Annotated in this window: 14 protein-coding genes; 9 read left to right on the top strand and 5 right to left on the bottom strand. The window is 66.7% G+C overall.

What is annotated here, in order from left to right; translation table 11 throughout:
* Positions 1–2,508: a DEAD/DEAH box helicase gene (locus CSC70_RS01260; RefSeq protein ID WP_162454819.1), complete on the top strand. Its 2,508-nt coding sequence runs from the start codon at positions 1–3 to the stop codon at positions 2,506–2,508.
* The gene (locus CSC70_RS01255; protein ID WP_162454818.1) at positions 2,505–3,404 is read left to right on the top strand and encodes an alpha/beta fold hydrolase; all 900 of its coding nucleotides are present in this window, start codon (positions 2,505–2,507) and stop codon (positions 3,402–3,404) included. The genes CSC70_RS01260 and CSC70_RS01255 overlap by 4 nt, the downstream gene beginning before the upstream one ends.
* Before the next feature lie 4 nt (positions 3,405–3,408).
* Here CSC70_RS01255 and CSC70_RS01250 read toward each other — a convergent pair whose 3' ends face one another.
* Positions 3,409–3,837 (bottom strand): YkgJ family cysteine cluster protein, encoded by a 429-nt coding sequence (locus CSC70_RS01250; RefSeq protein ID WP_162454817.1) that lies wholly within the window; start codon positions 3,835–3,837, stop codon positions 3,409–3,411.
* 107 nt (positions 3,838–3,944) lie between these two features.
* Here CSC70_RS01250 and oleC point away from each other — a divergent pair, with 107 nt between their 5' ends.
* The 5 genes from oleC to CSC70_RS01225 are packed head-to-tail and all read left to right on the top strand — an operon-like array spanning position 3,945 to position 9,626.
* Positions 3,945–5,591, top strand: coding sequence for an olefin beta-lactone synthetase (oleC, locus tag CSC70_RS01245; protein WP_162454816.1), 1,647 nt, complete (start codon positions 3,945–3,947; stop codon positions 5,589–5,591).
* On the top strand, positions 5,588–6,580 hold the full coding sequence (gene oleD / locus CSC70_RS01240) for a 2-alkyl-3-oxoalkanoate reductase (RefSeq protein WP_162454815.1): 993 nt from the start codon (positions 5,588–5,590) through the stop codon (positions 6,578–6,580). Before oleC ends, oleD begins: the two co-directional genes overlap by 4 nt.
* Positions 6,581–6,607: 27 nt before the next feature.
* Entirely contained in the window at positions 6,608–7,237 is a 630-nt protein-coding gene (locus tag CSC70_RS01235; protein WP_162454814.1) for a ubiquinone biosynthesis accessory factor UbiJ, read from the top strand.
* A complete protein-coding gene (gene ubiB / locus CSC70_RS01230; RefSeq protein ID WP_425501495.1) occupies positions 7,234–8,895 on the top strand; it encodes a ubiquinone biosynthesis regulatory protein kinase UbiB in 1,662 nt (553 codons plus the stop codon). The genes CSC70_RS01235 and ubiB overlap by 4 nt, the downstream gene beginning before the upstream one ends.
* Positions 8,880–9,626: a pseudouridine synthase gene (locus CSC70_RS01225; protein ID WP_162454813.1), complete on the top strand. Its 747-nt coding sequence runs from the start codon at positions 8,880–8,882 to the stop codon at positions 9,624–9,626. The genes ubiB and CSC70_RS01225 overlap by 16 nt, the downstream gene beginning before the upstream one ends.
* Positions 9,627–9,630: 4 nt before the next feature.
* On the opposite strand, the gene CSC70_RS01220 is transcribed toward CSC70_RS01225, so the two are convergent.
* Complete coding sequence (locus CSC70_RS01220) at positions 9,631–11,568, bottom strand: winged helix-turn-helix domain-containing protein (protein WP_162454812.1); 1,938 nt, start codon at positions 11,566–11,568, stop codon at positions 9,631–9,633.
* A gap of 220 nt (positions 11,569–11,788) precedes the next feature.
* Between CSC70_RS01220 and CSC70_RS01215 the strand changes: the two genes are divergently transcribed.
* Both CSC70_RS01215 and CSC70_RS01210 read left to right on the top strand, forming a co-directional pair.
* On the top strand, positions 11,789–12,661 hold the full coding sequence (locus CSC70_RS01215) for a DUF2306 domain-containing protein (RefSeq protein WP_162454811.1): 873 nt from the start codon (positions 11,789–11,791) through the stop codon (positions 12,659–12,661).
* 33 nt (positions 12,662–12,694) lie between these two features.
* Positions 12,695–12,886, top strand: a complete 192-nt coding sequence (locus CSC70_RS01210) for a hypothetical protein (protein ID WP_162454810.1) — start codon at positions 12,695–12,697, stop codon at positions 12,884–12,886.
* A 197-nt stretch (positions 12,887–13,083) separates the two neighbouring features.
* Here the strand turns inward: CSC70_RS01210 and CSC70_RS01205 are convergent, their stop codons facing one another.
* The 3 genes from CSC70_RS01205 to CSC70_RS01195 all read right to left on the bottom strand — a co-directional run bounded on the left by CSC70_RS01205 (position 13,084) and on the right by CSC70_RS01195 (position 16,003).
* Entirely contained in the window at positions 13,084–13,470 is a 387-nt protein-coding gene (locus tag CSC70_RS01205) for an MAPEG family protein (protein WP_162454809.1), read from the bottom strand.
* A 102-nt stretch (positions 13,471–13,572) separates the two neighbouring features.
* On the bottom strand, positions 13,573–15,267 hold the full coding sequence (locus CSC70_RS01200) for a M28 family metallopeptidase (protein WP_162454808.1): 1,695 nt from the start codon (positions 15,265–15,267) through the stop codon (positions 13,573–13,575).
* A 79-nt stretch (positions 15,268–15,346) separates the two neighbouring features.
* Positions 15,347–16,003 carry a DUF4097 family beta strand repeat-containing protein gene (locus CSC70_RS01195; protein ID WP_211369406.1) on the bottom strand — a complete coding sequence of 219 codons (657 nt, stop codon included), beginning with the start codon at positions 16,001–16,003 and terminating at the stop codon, positions 15,347–15,349.
* Between the last annotated feature and the right edge of the window lie 89 nt (positions 16,004–16,092).

Genomic DNA, 16,092 nt, shown 5'->3' with positions numbered 1-16,092 from the left:
ATGGCAGCTACCCTCAGGAAATTCCAGGAAGAGGTCTGCGCCGGCATCGTCGCCCGCTTCGAAAACGTGCGCGCGCTGTACGCGCAGCTGTCCGCAAGTGCGCCGGCGCGGCTCGACGCAGCGCGAAAGCGGGATGCCGCCCTGGTACTGCAGGCGCCCACCGGCGCCGGCAAGACCCTGATCGCAGTGGAGGCCATACGTCGCCTGTCCGCGCAGGAGCCGATCCTGTGGTTCTGGTTCGCCCCGTTCACCGGCTTGGTGGAACAGTCGCGAAAAGTCATTGCCGCACAGGGGCCCGAGCTGGTCTTGTTCGACCTGCAAGCCGACCGCCAACTGGATGCGGTGCGCGGTGGCGGTGTATTCGTCGTCACCTGGGCCTCACTGGCGGCACGCAGCGCAGAGAGCAAGCGCGCACGCCAGTCCGGCGATGCCGGCCTGGCCATCGACGAGTTGATCGCCCTGGTACGGGAAGAGGGCGTGCGTATTGGCTGTGTAGTGGACGAGGCGCATCATGGCTTCCAGCGTGCTGCGCAGGCGCGGGCCTTCTTCAGCGACGTGTTGCAACCCGACTACGCCTTGCTGATGACCGCCACCCCGCGTGATGCCGACATGGCTGCATTCGAGCGTGCCACCGGCTACACCGTGGGCGATCCGCCGGATTGGGCCTCGGTCAGCCGCTTCGATGCGGTCGAGGCCAAGCTGCTCAAGCGGGGCGTGCGCATGGTGCGTTTCATCGCCCGCGACGGTGATACCGCGCAACTGGTGGATTTCGAACATTTGGCCCTGCGCGAATGCGCGGCGATGCACCGCCATCTCCGTCAGACGCTGAGCGATGCAGGCGTGTCGCTGACTCCACTGATGCTGGTGCAGGTGCCGGACGGCAAAGCCGCCCAGGAAGCCGCGCAGAAATATTTGGTAGAAGAGCTGAAGTTCGATGCCTCCGCCGTTCGCGTGCATACGGCGGACGAACCTGATCCCGATCTGCTGGCGCTGGCGCAGGACCCGAACGTCGAAGTGCTGATCTTCAAAATGGCAGTGGCGCTGGGCTTCGATGCGCCGCGCGCGTTCACCCTGGCGGCCTTGCGCGGTGCCCGCGATGTGAGCTTTGGTGTACAGGTGATCGGCCGCATCGTGCGCAGGCATGTCTTGCTGCAGGCACGCGATGACCTGCCGCCGTTGCTGGACCAAGGCTATGTGTTCCTGGCCAATTCCGAATCGCAGGAAGGCTTGTTGCAAGCCGGCGAGCAAATCAACGCCCTGACCACCCAGGCCCCCGAGTTGGGCACGCAGACCGTGGTCACCGTCATCGGCGATGCCGCACAGGTACAGGTGGTGCGGAGCGGCGAGCCGTTGAGCCTGCTGGTGTCCTCCTCCGGCGCCAGCATCGTGGACAGTCGCGACCCCACGCAGGTGCAGCCACTCTCGGGCGAGAGTGTTGCGGCATTGGATACGGCTCTGGAAGCGGCGGGTTTCGCCGGTTTCGGCGCCGCGACCCAGGCCACGCTGTCCATGCCGGCCGGTGAAGGCGGCGCGCCGCGACCGCTTGATCAGCTCATGGCCACGTATGCACAGGCCGTGGTAAAGCCGTATGAATACCCACGGGTAGCCCACGCACCAGCGACGCTGCGCGGTGAGAAACTGCCGCCGGCTGCCGACGACTTCGAAGCGGGCGTGGCCGCACACGTTGATTTCTCGCCCCTGGTGCTGGCCGACCGGCAGCGCAACCGTGTGCAAGTACAGCGTGCGGAATCCGATCTGTTCTCTGGTGGCGAGTCGATAGCGGAGTCGACGGAAGATATCTGGGCCAGCGTGTCGGTGGAAGCCATCGCCGCGCGTGCCGAACAAATTCGCCTGCGCTTGGGCGAAGCCAATGACCGTGAACTGCAGCGGCGCCTACTGGAGCGCTTCGAGAGCGCCATCGTCGGAATGGGGGCTGAGCCTCCCGCGGATGAAGAAGAGCTTGCGCAGCAACTGGAGCTGGTCCTCGCAAGGCGGCCACTGCTTTTGCGCGCCGCCTACAAGTCATTGCGGTTGCAGAGTGTCATGGACATCGACGTACCTTTGCCGGGCGCCATCGAATCCAGCCAGCGCCTGCCGACCGCTGGGCGTAATCTCTACGGTGTGTTTCCGCCTGGCATGAACCCGGACGAATTCGCGGTGGCGCAATTGCTCGATAGCAGTCGCCTAGTGAAGTGGTGGCATCGTAATCCCTCGAAGACCGGTGTGGGTCTTTATCGTTGGGACGAAGGTGCCGGTTACTATCCGGATTTTGTGGTGTGCTTGGAAGCGCGTTCGGGCAACGGCATCGCCTTGCTAGAGGTGAAAGGCGATTTCCTTTCTGGCAAGGATAGTGAAGTCGATAAAGCCTCTGCGGTACATTCCGACTATGGCCGGGTCTATATGGTTGGCCGCAAGCGCGGCGAGCGTGATTTCATGTTCCTGCGCGATCTTGGCGGAAAACTGCAAAGCGCGGGCGCCTTCAGCGTGGAGCAATTGCAGTTCCCATGATCTATCCAGATTATCCATTTAGCCCGCATCGATTCGGCGTGCGTTCCGGCCTGTCCCTGAGTTATCTGGACGAAGGTCCGCGCGATGGCGAGGTGGTGGTCATGGTTCACGGCAATCCGTCGTGGAGCTACTACTGGCGCACGCTGGTGGCTGGGCTGTCCGACAAATACCGCTGCATCGTGCCCGACCACATCGGCATGGGCCTGTCGGACAAGCCGGACGATGCGCATTACGACTACACGCTGCAGTCGCGGGTGGATGATCTTGAGGCGCTGCTGCGTCACGCCGGCATCGGCGATGACGCGCCTGTCACGCTGGCGGTGCACGACTGGGGCGGGATGATCGGCTTCGGCTGGGCGCTGGCGCACGCCGCGCAGGTCAAACGGCTGGTGGTCACCAATACCGCCGCCTTCCCGATGCCGGCGGCCAAGGCGCTGCCGTGGCAGATCGCGCTGGGCCGCGACTGGAAGATCGGCGAATGGGTGATTCGAGGCTTCAACGCGTTCTCGGCCGGGGCCTCATGGATCGGGGTCGAGCGGCGGATGCCGGCCGACGTGCGTCGCGCCTATGTGGCGCCATACGATTCGTGGGCGAACCGGATTTCGACGATCCGCTTCATGCAGGACATCCCGCTGGCGCCGGGCGACAAGGCCTGGCCGCTGGTCGAAGCCGCCGGCAGGGCGTTGCCGGGGTTCGCCGACCGTCCGGCGCTGCTGGGTTGGGGGCTGAAGGACTTCGTCTTCGACCATCACTTCCTCGACGGTTTCCGTGCCGCGTTGCCGCAGGCCGAGGTGCACACCTGGGAAGACGCCGGCCATTACGTGCTGGAAGACAAGCACGAGATCCTGGTACCGCGAATCCGCGATTTCCTTGACCGTCACCCGCTGGCGGGCTGAAGGCTCAGGCCGCGACCGGCGGCAGCCGCGGAGTCGGCGGCGTGCGGTCATGATCGTCGGGATGTTCGCCGTCGTTGTCGGCATCGTCGCGCCAGCGCCAGTCGGCAGCGGTCAGCAGCGGCAGGCCGTGCGCTAGGCGGGCCTTGTCGCACTGCTCGCTGGCGCGGCCGAATTCCCACGAGGCGTCTACCTCGCGGCAGACGCCGGGTCGTTGCGGGTGGATGCTGCAGCGCGAGCGTACGCCGATCTCGGCGTCCAGGGCGATGCAGCGGATCGGCGGGGCACGGGTCCCGCGCATGCACAGCCGGTGCGCGTCCAGCGTTTCGGTCAGTTCCGAGGGCACGCCGTCCGGTGTGGCCCGATCCGATTCCATCCAGTGGAAGGCCACGCGATACATCGTGCAGCAGGCGCCGCAGCTCAGGCAGGGATGCATGGGGAACCGGGCGACGCGCGGCGGAAGCGGAGGGTGCACGGATTCTGCCCGAACCACGGCCGCGCGCAAGAGGGCGGTCGGCGCGGCCGATCGGCGATAATCTGGGGATGAGCGAACCCTGCAACATCGCCGTCGCGCTGCCGCGGCTGGCGGCCGAAGCGCCGGAACGCATCGCCATGCACTGCCCGGGTCGCGACGGCGGCTACGGCTTGCGCCTGAGCTATGGCGAACTGGATGCGCGCAGCGACGCCATCGCCGCCGGATTGGCGCGGCGCGGGATCGTCCGCGGCAGCCGTGCGGTGGTGATGGTGCGGCCGACGCCGGAGTTCTTCCTGCTGATGTTCGCGCTGTTCAAAGCCGGGGCGGTGCCGGTGCTGGTCGATCCGGGCATCGACAAGCGTGCGCTGAAGCAGTGCCTGGACGAGGCGCAGCCCGAGGCCTTCATCGGCATCCCGCTGGCGCAGTTCGCTCGCGTGCTGCTGGGCTGGGCGAAATCGGCGCGGGTGCGCATCACCACCGGCGGCCGCGCCTGGCTGGCCGATGCGACGCTGGCGCAGGTTGAACGCGAGGGCGCCGATGCCGGGCCGCAGCGGCCGGACACCGATGGCGACGACGTCGCGGCGATCCTGTTCACCAGCGGCTCGACCGGGGTGCCGAAGGGCGTGGTGTACCGGCACCGGCACTTCGTCGCCCAGATCGACATGCTGCGCCGGGCCTTCGGTATCGAGGCCGGCGGCGTCGATCTGCCGACCTTCCCGCCGTTCGCCTTGTTTGATCCGGCGCTGGGGCTGACTTCGATCATCCCCGACATGGACCCGACCCGGCCGGTGCAGGCCGATCCGCGCAAGCTGCACGCCGCCATCGCCCGCTTCGGCGCAGACCAGCTGTTCGGCTCGCCGGCGCTGATGCGGGTACTGGCCGAATTCGGGCAACCGCTGCCGACGGTCAAGCGGGTGACCTCGGCCGGCGCGCCGGTGCCGCCGGAGGTGGTGGCGAAGATGCTCGAACTGCTACCGGACGACGCGAATTTCTGGACCCCGTATGGCGCCACCGAATGCCTGCCGGTGGCGGTGATCGACGGCCGCGAACTGCTCGCCCTGCGCGAACGTACCGAGCACGGTGCCGGCACTTGCGTCGGTCGTCCGGTATCCCCCAATGAGGTGCGCATCATCGGTATCGGCGACGACGCCATCGCCGAATGGTCGGACGCGCTGCAGGTCGAAGCGGGCCAGGTCGGCGAGATCACCGTGGCTGGCCCCACCGCCACCGACGCCTACTTCAACCGCGAGGCGCAGACCCGGCTGGCGAAGATCCGCGAACGCCTGTCCGACGGCGGCGAGCGCATCGTCCACCGCATGGGTGATGTCGGCTATTTCGATGAAGCCGGTCGCCTGTGGTTCTGCGGGCGCAAGTCGCACCGGGTCGAAACCGCTGCCGGCCCGCTGTACACCGAGCAGGTCGAACCGGTGTTCAACGTCTGTCCGCAAGTGCGGCGCACGGCGCTGGTTGGCGTCGGCGAATCCGGCGCGCAACAGCCGGTGCTGTGCGTCGAACTGGATGCTGGCGTGCCGCGTGGCGAACAGGCCGCGGTGCTGGAAGCGCTGCGTACCATTGGCGCGAAGCATCTGCACACGGCGCGGATCGAACGCTTCCTGTTCCATCCCGGGTTCCCGGTCGATATCCGCCACAATGCCAAGATCGGTCGCGAGAAACTGGCGGCATGGGCGGCCACGCAGCGTGAGACGGGCGCATGAAGATTCTGGTGACCGGTGGTGGCGGTTTCCTCGGACAGGCCCTGTGCCGCGGGCTGGTCGAGCGCGGTCATGAGGTGGCCAGCTTCCAGCGCGGCGACTATCCGGTACTGGCGGCGATGGGCGTGCGCCAGATTCGCGGCGACCTGGCCGATGCGGCGGCGGTGCGCGAAGCCTTCGCCGGCGTCGAGGCCGTGTTCCACAACGCTGCCAAGGCCGGTGCCTGGGGCAGTTACGAAAGCTATCACTCGGCCAACGTGACCGGCACGCAGAATGTGCTGGACGCCTGTCGTGCGCATGGCATCGGCAGGCTGGTCTATACCTCGACGCCCAGCGTGACCCACCGCGCCACCCATCCGGTCGAGGGTTTGGGTGCGGATCAGGTTCCCTACGGAGAGAATTTCCAGGCACCTTACGCAACCACCAAGACGATTGCCGAAAAGGCAGTGCTGGCCGCCAACGGCCCGCAGCTGGCGGTGGTCGCGCTGCGGCCGCGATTGATCTGGGGGCCGGGCGATGCACAGATCCTGCCGCGACTAGTCGAGCGCGCCCGCGCCGGTCGCCTGCGCATCGTCGGCGACGGCAACAACAAGGTTGATACCACCTATATCGACAATGCCGCGCAGGTGCACTTCGACGCCTTCGATCATCTGGCGCCGGGTGCGGCCTGTGCCGGGCGCGCCTATTTCATCTCCAACGGCGAGCCGTGGCCGATGGGCCGGCTGCTCAATGCGTTGCTGCAGGCGGCCGGCGCGCCGCCGGTGGACAAGCACCTGTCATTCAAGGCGGCGTACCGGATCGGTGCGGTCTGCGAAACGCTGTGGAATACGTTGCCGCTGAAGGGCGAACCGCCGATGACCCGTTTCCTCGCCGAGCAGCTCAGCACCGCGCACTGGTACGACATGGGCCCGGCCCGGCGCGACTTCGGCTACGTGCCGAAGGTGAGCATGCAGGAAGGCCTGCAGCGACTGGCCGCCTCGCTGCGCGGCTGAGCAGATGGCAACGGCTAGAATGCACGGATGACGTCCACCCCGTTCGATCGCCTCAAGCCCCTGGCCGGGCGCGCGCTGGAAAGCGCGCTCAACCGCGCGCTGGCGCTGGATCCGGATACCCGCGATGCGCTGCGGTCGCTGCAGGAGCGGCGCATCGCGCTGGCGCTGGAGGCACCGCCGCTGGCGCTGGAGATCCGCGTGGATGGCGATGCGTTGCGGGTCGGTCCGGCCGATGCGCAGGTCGAACCCGACCTGGCCGTGCGCGGCACCCTGGGCGGGTTGCTGGCGCAGCTGCCGTTCCTGCGCCGCGACGATGCGCCGCCGGTTGGCAAGTTGCGGGTATCCGGCGATGCCGAACTGGCGCGGCGCCTGCAGCAGATGGCCGGGCGTTTTGATCCGGACTGGCAGCAGCCGTTCGTGGCCATGTTCGGCGAAGTGATCGGCGTGCAGATCGCGCAGGCCGTGCGCGACGGCTTGCGCCAGTTGCGCAGCGCCGGCGCCAATCTGGCGCAGAACGCCGCCGAGTTCGTCACCGAGGAATCGCGCGACGTGATCGGTCGCAGTGAACTGGGCGCGTATTGCGACGACGTCGATGCGATCCGCGACGATGTCGAACGGCTGGCCGCACGAGTCGCGCGGCTGGAGCGCAGCGCATGAGCGGCATCGGCTCGGCCGTGCGTGCCAGCCGTATCGGTCGCGTGCTGTTGCGCTACCGGCTGGACGAGCTGTTGGAAGACACTGCGGCGCGGCGTTGGCTGGGCCTGATGCGGCCATTCGTGCCGCGCGCCTCGGCCGACATCGCCGCACAGCCGCGCGGCGCGCGGCTGCGGCTGGCCTTGCAGGAACTGGGGCCGATCTTCGTCAAGTTCGGGCAGATTTTGTCGACCCGCCGCGACCTGGTGCCGCCGGACATCGCCGACGAACTGGCCCAGCTGCAGGACCAGGTCAAGCCGTTCGACGGCGAGCAGGCGCGCGTGATCGTCGAACAGGCACTGGATCGCCGCATCGACGAAGCCTTCGCCGGCTTCGACACCGTGCCGCTGGCCTCGGCTTCGATTGCCCAGGTGCACGCGGCCACCCTGCACGATGGCCGCAAAGTGGTGGTCAAGGTGTTGCGTCCCGGGGTCGAGAAGCAGATCGACGCCGACATCGGCTTGCTGAAGTCGATGGCCGCGGTGGTCGAGCGCACCCATCCCAATGCCGACAAGATCCGGCCGCGCGAGGTGGTGGCCGAAATCGAGACCACGCTGGCGGCCGAACTGGACCTGCAGCGCGAAGGCGCCAACGCCAGCGTGATGCGCCGGTTGTGGAAGGATTCGCCCGACCTGTACGTGCCGGAGATTTTCTGGGACTACACCGCCGAGCGGGTGCTGACGATGGAGCGCGTGTCCGGCATTCCGTCCGACGACATCGCCGCGCTGGACGCCGCCGGCATCGACCGCAAGGCGCTGGCGGCCAAGGGCGTGCGGGTGTTCTACACCCAGGTGTTCCGCGACAACTTCTTCCATGCCGATGCCCACGCCGGCAACATCTGGGTCGATCCGCAGCGCCGGCAGGACCCGCGCTTCGTCGTGCTCGATTACGGCATCATGGGTCAGCTCTCGGCGCAGGACCAGTACTACTTGGCAGAGAATTTCATGGCCATCTTCAACAAGGACTATCGCCGCATCGCCGAATTGCACGTCGAGGCCGGATGGATGCCGGCAACGGTGCGCATCGACGAACTGGAAGCGGCCGCGCGCGCGGTGTGCGAGCCGTACTTCACCCGCCCGTTGTCGGAGATTTCGCTGGCCGAGGTGCTGGTCAAGCTGTTCCGCACCGCGCAGCGCTATGAACTGACCCTGCAGCCGCAACTGATCCTGTTGCAGAAGACCCTGCTGAACATCGAGGGTGTGGGCCGCCAGCTCGACCCGCAGCTGGATATCTGGGCGGTGGCCAGGCCGGTGCTGGAACGCATCCTGCGGCAGCGCTACAGCCCGCGCCGACTGCTGCGCGAATTCGGGCAACGGTTGCCGGCCATCGTCACCCGCACGCCGGACATGCCCGGGCTGGTACATGCCTGGCTGCAACAGCAGGTGGAAGGCCGCCACGAGCTGTCGATGCGCTCGAAGGACCTGGAAGAACTGGCGCAGACGATGAAGGGCATGCAGCGCCGCACCGTCGCCGCCATCCTCGGTGCTGCGCTGCTGATCGTGGCTGCGGTGCTGTACGGGCTGGATGCCGGCGGCCCGCAATGGTGGGGCGTGCCGGCCTCGTCGTGGATCGCCGGAGTCGGCGGCGTGTGGGCGCTGCTGGCGGCATGGCCGCGGCGCTGAATCCGGACGGGGCTACGGCAACCGACGCAACGTTGCCGGAACTGTTCGTCCTGCATGCCGATGCACAACTGGCGGTGGTGAACAAACCGGCCGGGCTGATGGTCCACGACAGCAAGCTGGCCGGCGGTGAAACCGAGTTTCTGGCCGACCGCCTGCGCGAACATTTCGGCCGACCGATCTTCCTGATCCATCGCCTGGACCGCGCCACCAGCGGCTGTCTGTTGCTGGCCTTCGACCGCGATACCGCCAGCGCGCTGGGCAAGGACTTCATGTCGCGCGCGGTGGAGAAGGATTATCTGGCCGTGTGCCGCGGCTGGCCGGAGCCCGAATTTTTCATCGACCACCCGCTGGACGGCGGGCCCGGCAAGCCGGAGAAGAAGCCGGCGCAGACCGCGTTCGTGCGGCTGGCGACCGGCGAGTTGCCGTTGCCGTCGGCCGGCTTTCCCACCTCGCGCTACGCGCTGCTGCGTTGCCGGCCGCAGACCGGCCGCTTCCGCCAGATCCGCCGCCACCTCAAGCACGCGTTCCACCACCTGATCGGCGACACCAGCCACGGCGACGGCCGCCACAACCGCAACTTCCGCATGCATGGCGTGCATCGCATGCTGCTGCACGCGCAGCGATTGTCCTTCGATCACCCTTCGACCGGCGAACGGGTGGATGTCACCGCGCCGCTGGACGCGGAATTCCGCAAGGTGTTCGACTTGTTCGGATGGGACGCCGACAACTGACGCGTCACTGGCACCGGAAATCATCAGCGCCCACCGGCTCGCACCCGTCCCCCCACTTGCCGGTCTGCCGCCAGTAATCGACCACGCCGCCCTCGATCAGCAATTGCCTGAAACTGGGGTGCGAGCGCGCGTTCGAATATGGGAGATTCCAGAAGGCGACGAATAGATACTGCGGCATCGTGTGGTCGGCAAAGCCGGCCTGCGCGTGCAGCTCCTTGCGCAGGCCGGCCACGGCCAGCTCGGTATCGCCCAGGGCGTCGGCCACGTTGCTCGGCACGTATGCCGCATCGACGCCGCCATATGCATCGTCGGCGAGCGCCCTGCGGACCAGCGCGAGCATCGCGGCACGCTGGTCGAGTGCATTGCCCAGGTCGCGGAAGAATGGCGTGTCGAAAGGAGTTCCCTGTTGCTGTAACTGCCGATGCAACTGGTGCAACTCTTCAGGTCCTCCCGCGCGCTTTCCGGCCAGCTGGCGCATGAACGCGACATAGGTCGGCTCGACCTGGCTTCCTTCTAGGCCAAGGCCGCGCTGGTATTCGGCCTCGGCATCCTCGTAGCGACGCGCGGCGGTGTAGTCGTACTGCAGGTCGCGGGACAGGAACAGCGCCAGCGGTTCGACCGCGCGAACCTGCTCGACCAGAGCGATGGTCTCGTTCAGGTGTCCCATGGCGTAGAGCATGTAGGCGTAGTCCCACACTCGCTCCTTGCTGGGTGGGCCCGTGTCCGCGATTTTCCTTGCCAACGCGAGGGCTTCGGCACGTTTTCCTTCGCGCCACATTGCATTGGACCGGTCGCGCTTGGCCACCCAGCTGTCCGGCGCCATGCGGGCGATCTGCTCGCGAACCTGGACGCTCTCCGCATTCAACCGGGCCGCCTGCTCGCCGCCGATGTTGCCAGCCATCCGCTTGAGCGCACTGGCCAGCGCATCGCGGCACAGCACGCATCCAGGGTCCAGGGCGACCATTTCCCGGGCCAGTTGCAGGCGTTCGCGGTCGTGTTCGTAATCGAACAACTCCAGCATCATCGTGCTGCGGTAGCGCAGATAGCGCTCGTAGGCTTCGACGTTCGTGGTGCCGCCCTGTTCGCGGTTGAAGGTCGCCACGTCCAGCTTCACGCTCAACGCCCGCGCCACGTCGCGCGCGATCTCCTCCTGCACCGCAAGCGCGTCGCGAAGCTCGCGATCGTAGGTTCTCGACCACACGCGGCTGCCGTCATCGCTGCCGACCAGTCGGACGACGATGCGCAGCCGCTCGCCGTCCCTGCGCACGCTGCCTTCCAGCAGGTAGGCGACGCCAAGCTGTCGGCCTATGCTGTGCGGGTCTTCGCTGCTGCCCCTGAACGAGAAACTCGAGGTGCGGCCCACGACCCGCAACCCTTGGGCCTGCGCCAGCTGGTCGAGGATATCCTCGGCCAGACCATCGGCAAGGTATCCTTGGTCACCTGTGGGCGACAGATCGGCGAATGGCAGTACCGCCAACGCGGGCCGGGCCCGGGCGTCGGCGGCCGATGGCTTCGGCGGGTCCGCTTGCATGTGGGACAGCCACCAGCCGGCGACGGCCAGCAGCATGGCGCAGGCCGCCAGCACGACAAGCCAGGGCCGGCGCTTCGGAGCCGGCGTCGTGGAAGGCGGCGATGCGGTGCGCTGGCTTGCGACAGTTGCCGGAGCCGGCAGGTCGAAACGATATCCGGTGCCATGCACCGTATGCAGCAGACGCGGGTGCCGCGCGTCCTCGCCAAGCGCCTGGCGCAACAGGCTCATGACCCGGTTCAGCACGCTCTGGGTCACGTGCCGATGACCCCAGACGACATCCAGGATTTCGTCCCGGGTGAATGCACGGCCGGGGGATCCGGCCAGCAACTCGAGGACCGCGAAGGCCTTGGGTTCCAGGGCCTGCTCCACGCCACCGCGGTGCAGTCGTCGTCCGGCGAAGTCGATGACCACGTCGTCGAATGCAAGGTTGGGCGGTTCGACTTGAGGCACGCGGCCCCCGGCAGGAAATCCCGGGCGGATTATAGGGGCAGGCTTGTCTGCGGCCGCGCCGAGGCGCTTCTGAGCGATTCCTCAGCAGAACCTGCGATTTTCCTCAGGATCCGTCCGCGTTCCGGCGGCACGCTGGCCGCGCCGGAAACCTCCGGTGTCGGTCATCGGTTGGGGTAGCGTCATGAGCAAGCAGGCAGGGGTGGCGGTGGATCGTCCAGTTGGCCGGTCGCCGATTCCGGGCGCGGAGCGCGGCCTGCGGTGGATCGGCCGGTTCTTCCATTTGGTGACGTTGACGGGGTTGGGGGCATTCGGCGTTTACATCGTCCTGCGGGCGAGCGGCGCGACATCCAGCAACTTCGAGCAGTGGCGCAATCTGGTGCAGGGCTTGCCGATGCCGACGGCCGCCGACTGGATCGCCAATCTGGGAATCGGCATGCACTTCGTCATGGGGACGATACTGGTGCTGGCCTGGCCGATCCTGTTTTCAAGTCGGATGCGCAACCGTCATCGCGCGGTGCATCGCTGGACCGGGCGGATCTACGTGACGGCAGGCTTCCTTGCGGGCGTCGGCGGCATGTCGTTCATCCTCGCCCACGGCGCGTATATCCGGGCAGCGTCGGTCGCGTTCGGCATCTGGGGTGCGGCGATGATGGCGTGCGCGGTCATGGCCTACGTCCATGCGCGGGCGAAGCGATTCGATCTGCATCGGGCCTGGGCCATCCGCCTGTTCGCGATGGTACTCGGTTCCTGGTTGTTCGATATCGAGATCCGGGCGTGGAAGGACCTGACAGGCGGGATGTGGATAGGCGAAGGAAGCGTTGTCGGTCCGTTCGACTACGCGATTCTTTACCTGTTCTTCGTGCCGAACCTGCTGGTCGCCGAGTTCTTCATCCGCAACAAGCACAGGCGTATTACCCTGCCGCGTGGGCAGCAATGGGTGGCAGTGGGCGCGCTCGTGTTCGTCGGGGCGATCTTCGCCTATGCGATTCTCGTCGTGACCGCCACCCCTTCCGGGAAATTCGGCAGGCATCTGCTGCAGCTGTTCGCCGGGTGAAGCGCGTATCGGGCACGATCAGCCGGACAACGATTGGCGGAAAGTGCTATTGAAGACGGAACGAACAAGGAAGGAAAGAAAGATGCCGGAGATGAAGGCAAGCGCCAGCGCGAAGCTGAGGCCGAGCGCCACGATGATGGAGCCGATGGCACTGCATCGTGCTCGGACAAGGTTGAAATAACCGGACAACACCCAGACGATGGCGGTGAGCTAGGTGACCACTAGGCCAACCAATAAAAAATATCGAGCGTCGTTCAAACGATGCGATCAGGATGGTTGCTGGTGCCGTGATGAACTCGCACAGGCAGCAGGTCCAGAACCTTGCACGCGGCGAGATCGGTCGGGTTGTCGCGCCCAATTCCGCTTGCGGCGATTGATATGGATCCTCGGGCATTGAGCTGGCCGCTGGCGGCGACGGCAGGTCAGTGAATCTTCAGCGCCGCCATCACGATCAACGCCACGATGCAGACGAAACCCGTCAGCCATGACAGGCTGCGCAGCGGCGCCAGGTTGCCGAGGTAGAACAGGCCGTGCAGGATGCGGCTGGCGACGAAGGCCATTGCCAGCAGGTTGATGGTGCTGGCCGGGACGCCGGCCAGTTGCGCCATCAGCACGCCGGCGGCGAACGGGGCAAAGGCTTCGAAGGCGTTCAGGTGCGCGGCGTTGGCGCGTTGCACCAGATGGTTGTCGCTCTTGGCGACCCAGGCGCGCGGGTTGCGGTTGTTGTAGCCGGGCCGCGCCTTGGCGAAGAACACCCAGACATAGGGCAGCACGGCGGCGATCAGCACGCACCAGTAAGCGGTCGACATGATGGAGTTCCTCCCGGGAAAGGCGCCAGCCTACCCGAAATTGCCGACCGGAAAAGCAGACGGCGCCTTGCGGCGCCGTCGCTCGAACCAGGGGGGCGAAACCTACTTCGCCGACTCGGCCTGCATCATTGCATCGCGCGCGGCCTTGAACGGATTGCCGTCGTACCAGTTCGGCCACTGGTCGCTGCCGGCCAGGGTCGCACCGACGCCGTACAGCGCCTCCAGGTCCTGCACGATGCCGTCGTACTTCCAGCTGTCGCGGACTTCGTCGCAGGCCTGGTGGTAGCACTTGGCGTATTCCGCACCAGCCGCCTTGCCTGCTTCCACGCCGCCTTCGACCAGATCGCGGCCACCGTCGGCGTACAGCGCCGGTACGCCGGCCTTGGCGAAGTTGAAGTGGTCGGAACGGAAGTAGTAGCCGGCGGCGGTATTGTCCTCCGACGTGAGGGTGCGTCCCTGCTGGTCGGCGTAGGTCTTCAGGATGTCTTCCAACTGCGAGCTGCCCAGGCCGGTGACGACCAGGTCGCGCGAGCGGCCGGCGACGCTCATCGCGTCGATGTTGACCACGCCGGCGATCTTGTCCAGCGGGAAGGTCGGGTGCGCGACGTAGTACTTGGAACCCAGCAGCCCCGATTCCTCCAGCGTCACCGCCACGAACACGGCGGAGCGGCGCGGCTTGGGATCGGCAGCGGCGAACTGGCCGGCGATCTCGATGATGCCGGCCACGCCGGTGGCGTTGTCGACTGCGCCGTTGAAGATGACGTCGCCTTCGCCCTCGTGCTTGCCGAGATGGTCCCAGTGGGCCATGTACAGCACGGCCTGGTCGGACAGGTCGGTGCCGGGCAGCACGCCGATCACGTTGCGCGACGCCTTTTCGCTGATGCTGCTCTTCAGGTCGAAGGACACCTTGCCCTTCAGCGGCACGGCCTTGAAGCCGCGCTGGTTGGCCGCAGCGTACATCTGCTGGATATCCAGGCCGGAATCTGCGAACAACTGGGTGGCGACGTCGCCGGTGATCCAGCCCTGCGCCGGCAGGCGCGGATCGGGATCGTCGGCGGCCAGCAGGTCGAACTGCGGACCCGACCACGAACTCTTGACCACGTCCCAGCCATAGGAGGCGCCTTCGGTGTCATGCACGATCAGCGCGGCGGCGGCGCCCTGGCGCGCGGCTTCCTCGAACTTGTAGGTCCAGCGGCCGTAGTAGGTCATCTTGCGGCCTTCGAACAGCGACTCGTCCTTGGCGTGGAAGCCGGGATCGTTGACCAGAATCACCACCGTCTTGCCCTTCACGTCGAGGCCGGCGTAGTCGTTCCAGTCCTGCTCGGGGGCGTTGACGCCGTAGCCGACGAACACCAGTTCGCTGTCGTCGACCTTCACTTCCGGCTGCCCGGTACGGGTGCCGAGCACGAAGTCGGTGCCGAAGGCCAGGTCGCGGACGTTGTCGCCGTCGGTCACGTGCAGCACGGTGGATTCGTCGGCGGTGGTTTCCATCATCGGCACCGGCTGGTACCAGGAGCCGTCGGCGGCGCCGGGCTGCAGACCGATGCGCTGGAACTGTGCGGCGATGTAGTCGACGGTCTTGTCTTCGCCGACCGAGCCGGGCGCGCGGCCTTCGAACTCGTCCGAAGCCAGTCGGCTGACCAGCTCCTTGTAGTCGCCTTCGTCGATCTGCGGCGAGAATTCGTGGGTGGAAGCTGGCGTGGACGGCGTTTCCGTCGCAACGGGAGCCTGGGTTTCGGGCTTGCACGCCGCCAGTACGGTGGTGGCAGCGAGCAACAGCAGCAGTTTGCGCGACATCGGGAGTCCTCGAAAAACGGCAAAGAATCCCGATTGTAGTCCCGGAAGCGGCGGGCTGGTCGCCCGCCGCCGGCACGATTCAATCCTGCGGCGCGGTATTGCCTTCGAAGACCCTGGCGGTGGCGCCGCGAACCGGACCGGTGCGCGCGCTCTTGTGCACGTACAGCACTACCGGGCGCTCGAACACCAGTGGGCCCTCGACCACCGCGTTCGGACCGATCACCACCCGCGGATCGCGCTTGGGCTTGAAGCCGAACCGCGAATTGGGCTTTTCGACCGTGATACCCCCGCGCACGTGCGAATCGATGCCGACGGTGATGTCGCCGTTGACCGTCTCGATGCCGCCACCGACGCGAGTGGCGACCAGGCCGATGGCGCCGTTCACCGTTTCCACGCCGTCCTTGACTTCGCCGCCGCGGTCGATGAACACCGCGCCGTTGACGGTATCGATGCCGCCGCGCACGGTGACATGCTCGCCGAGGCGGATGCTGCCGTTGACCGTTTCCAGGTCGCCGGTGGTGGCCTTGGCGTCGACGGTGATGCTGCCATTGACGGTGCCGGCGTCCTCGACCACGGCGCCATCCTGGATGCGGATGCTGCCGTTGACCGTTTCCAGGTCGCCATAGCTTTGGCCGGCCTCGGCGGTGATGCTGCCGTTGACCTTGGAGATGTCCTGGGCGGCCAGCGCCGGGGTGGCGGCCAGGGCTAGGGTCAGCAGCAGGGCGTTGGGAGTGATGCGCATGGTCCGGTTCTCGCGAAGGGTGGTATGGGATTGGGATGCGGCGGCGGGGCGCAGGGTTTAAGCCCGGTCGCGGCGGCTTCGCT

The sequence above is a fragment of the Pseudoxanthomonas kalamensis DSM 18571 genome (genome assembly GCF_010211745.1).
Lineage (GTDB): Bacteria > Pseudomonadota > Gammaproteobacteria > Xanthomonadales > Xanthomonadaceae > Pseudoxanthomonas_A > Pseudoxanthomonas_A kalamensis.
Note: the sequence above shows the minus strand (reverse complement) of the source record. Positions and strands in the feature narration are given on the sequence as shown.

Coding starts and splice junctions, on each gene's coding strand:
- CSC70_RS01260 (WP_162454819.1), top strand. CDS start 1: ATGGCAGCTACCCTCAGGAAATTCCAGGAAGAGGTCTGCGCCGGCATC.
- CSC70_RS01255 (WP_162454818.1), top strand. CDS start 2,505: ATGATCTATCCAGATTATCCATTTAGCCCGCATCGATTCGGCGTGCGT.
- CSC70_RS01250 (WP_162454817.1), bottom strand. CDS start 3,837: ATGCATCCCTGCCTGAGCTGCGGCGCCTGCTGCACGATGTATCGCGTG.
- oleC (WP_162454816.1), top strand. CDS start 3,945: ATGAGCGAACCCTGCAACATCGCCGTCGCGCTGCCGCGGCTGGCGGCC.
- oleD (WP_162454815.1), top strand. CDS start 5,588: ATGAAGATTCTGGTGACCGGTGGTGGCGGTTTCCTCGGACAGGCCCTG.
- CSC70_RS01235 (WP_162454814.1), top strand. CDS start 6,608: ATGACGTCCACCCCGTTCGATCGCCTCAAGCCCCTGGCCGGGCGCGCG.
- ubiB (WP_425501495.1), top strand. CDS start 7,234: ATGAGCGGCATCGGCTCGGCCGTGCGTGCCAGCCGTATCGGTCGCGTG.
- CSC70_RS01225 (WP_162454813.1), top strand. CDS start 8,880: ATGGCCGCGGCGCTGAATCCGGACGGGGCTACGGCAACCGACGCAACG.
- CSC70_RS01215 (WP_162454811.1), top strand. CDS start 11,789: ATGAGCAAGCAGGCAGGGGTGGCGGTGGATCGTCCAGTTGGCCGGTCG.
- CSC70_RS01205 (WP_162454809.1), bottom strand. CDS start 13,470: ATGTCGACCGCTTACTGGTGCGTGCTGATCGCCGCCGTGCTGCCCTAT.
- CSC70_RS01200 (WP_162454808.1), bottom strand. CDS start 15,267: ATGTCGCGCAAACTGCTGCTGTTGCTCGCTGCCACCACCGTACTGGCG.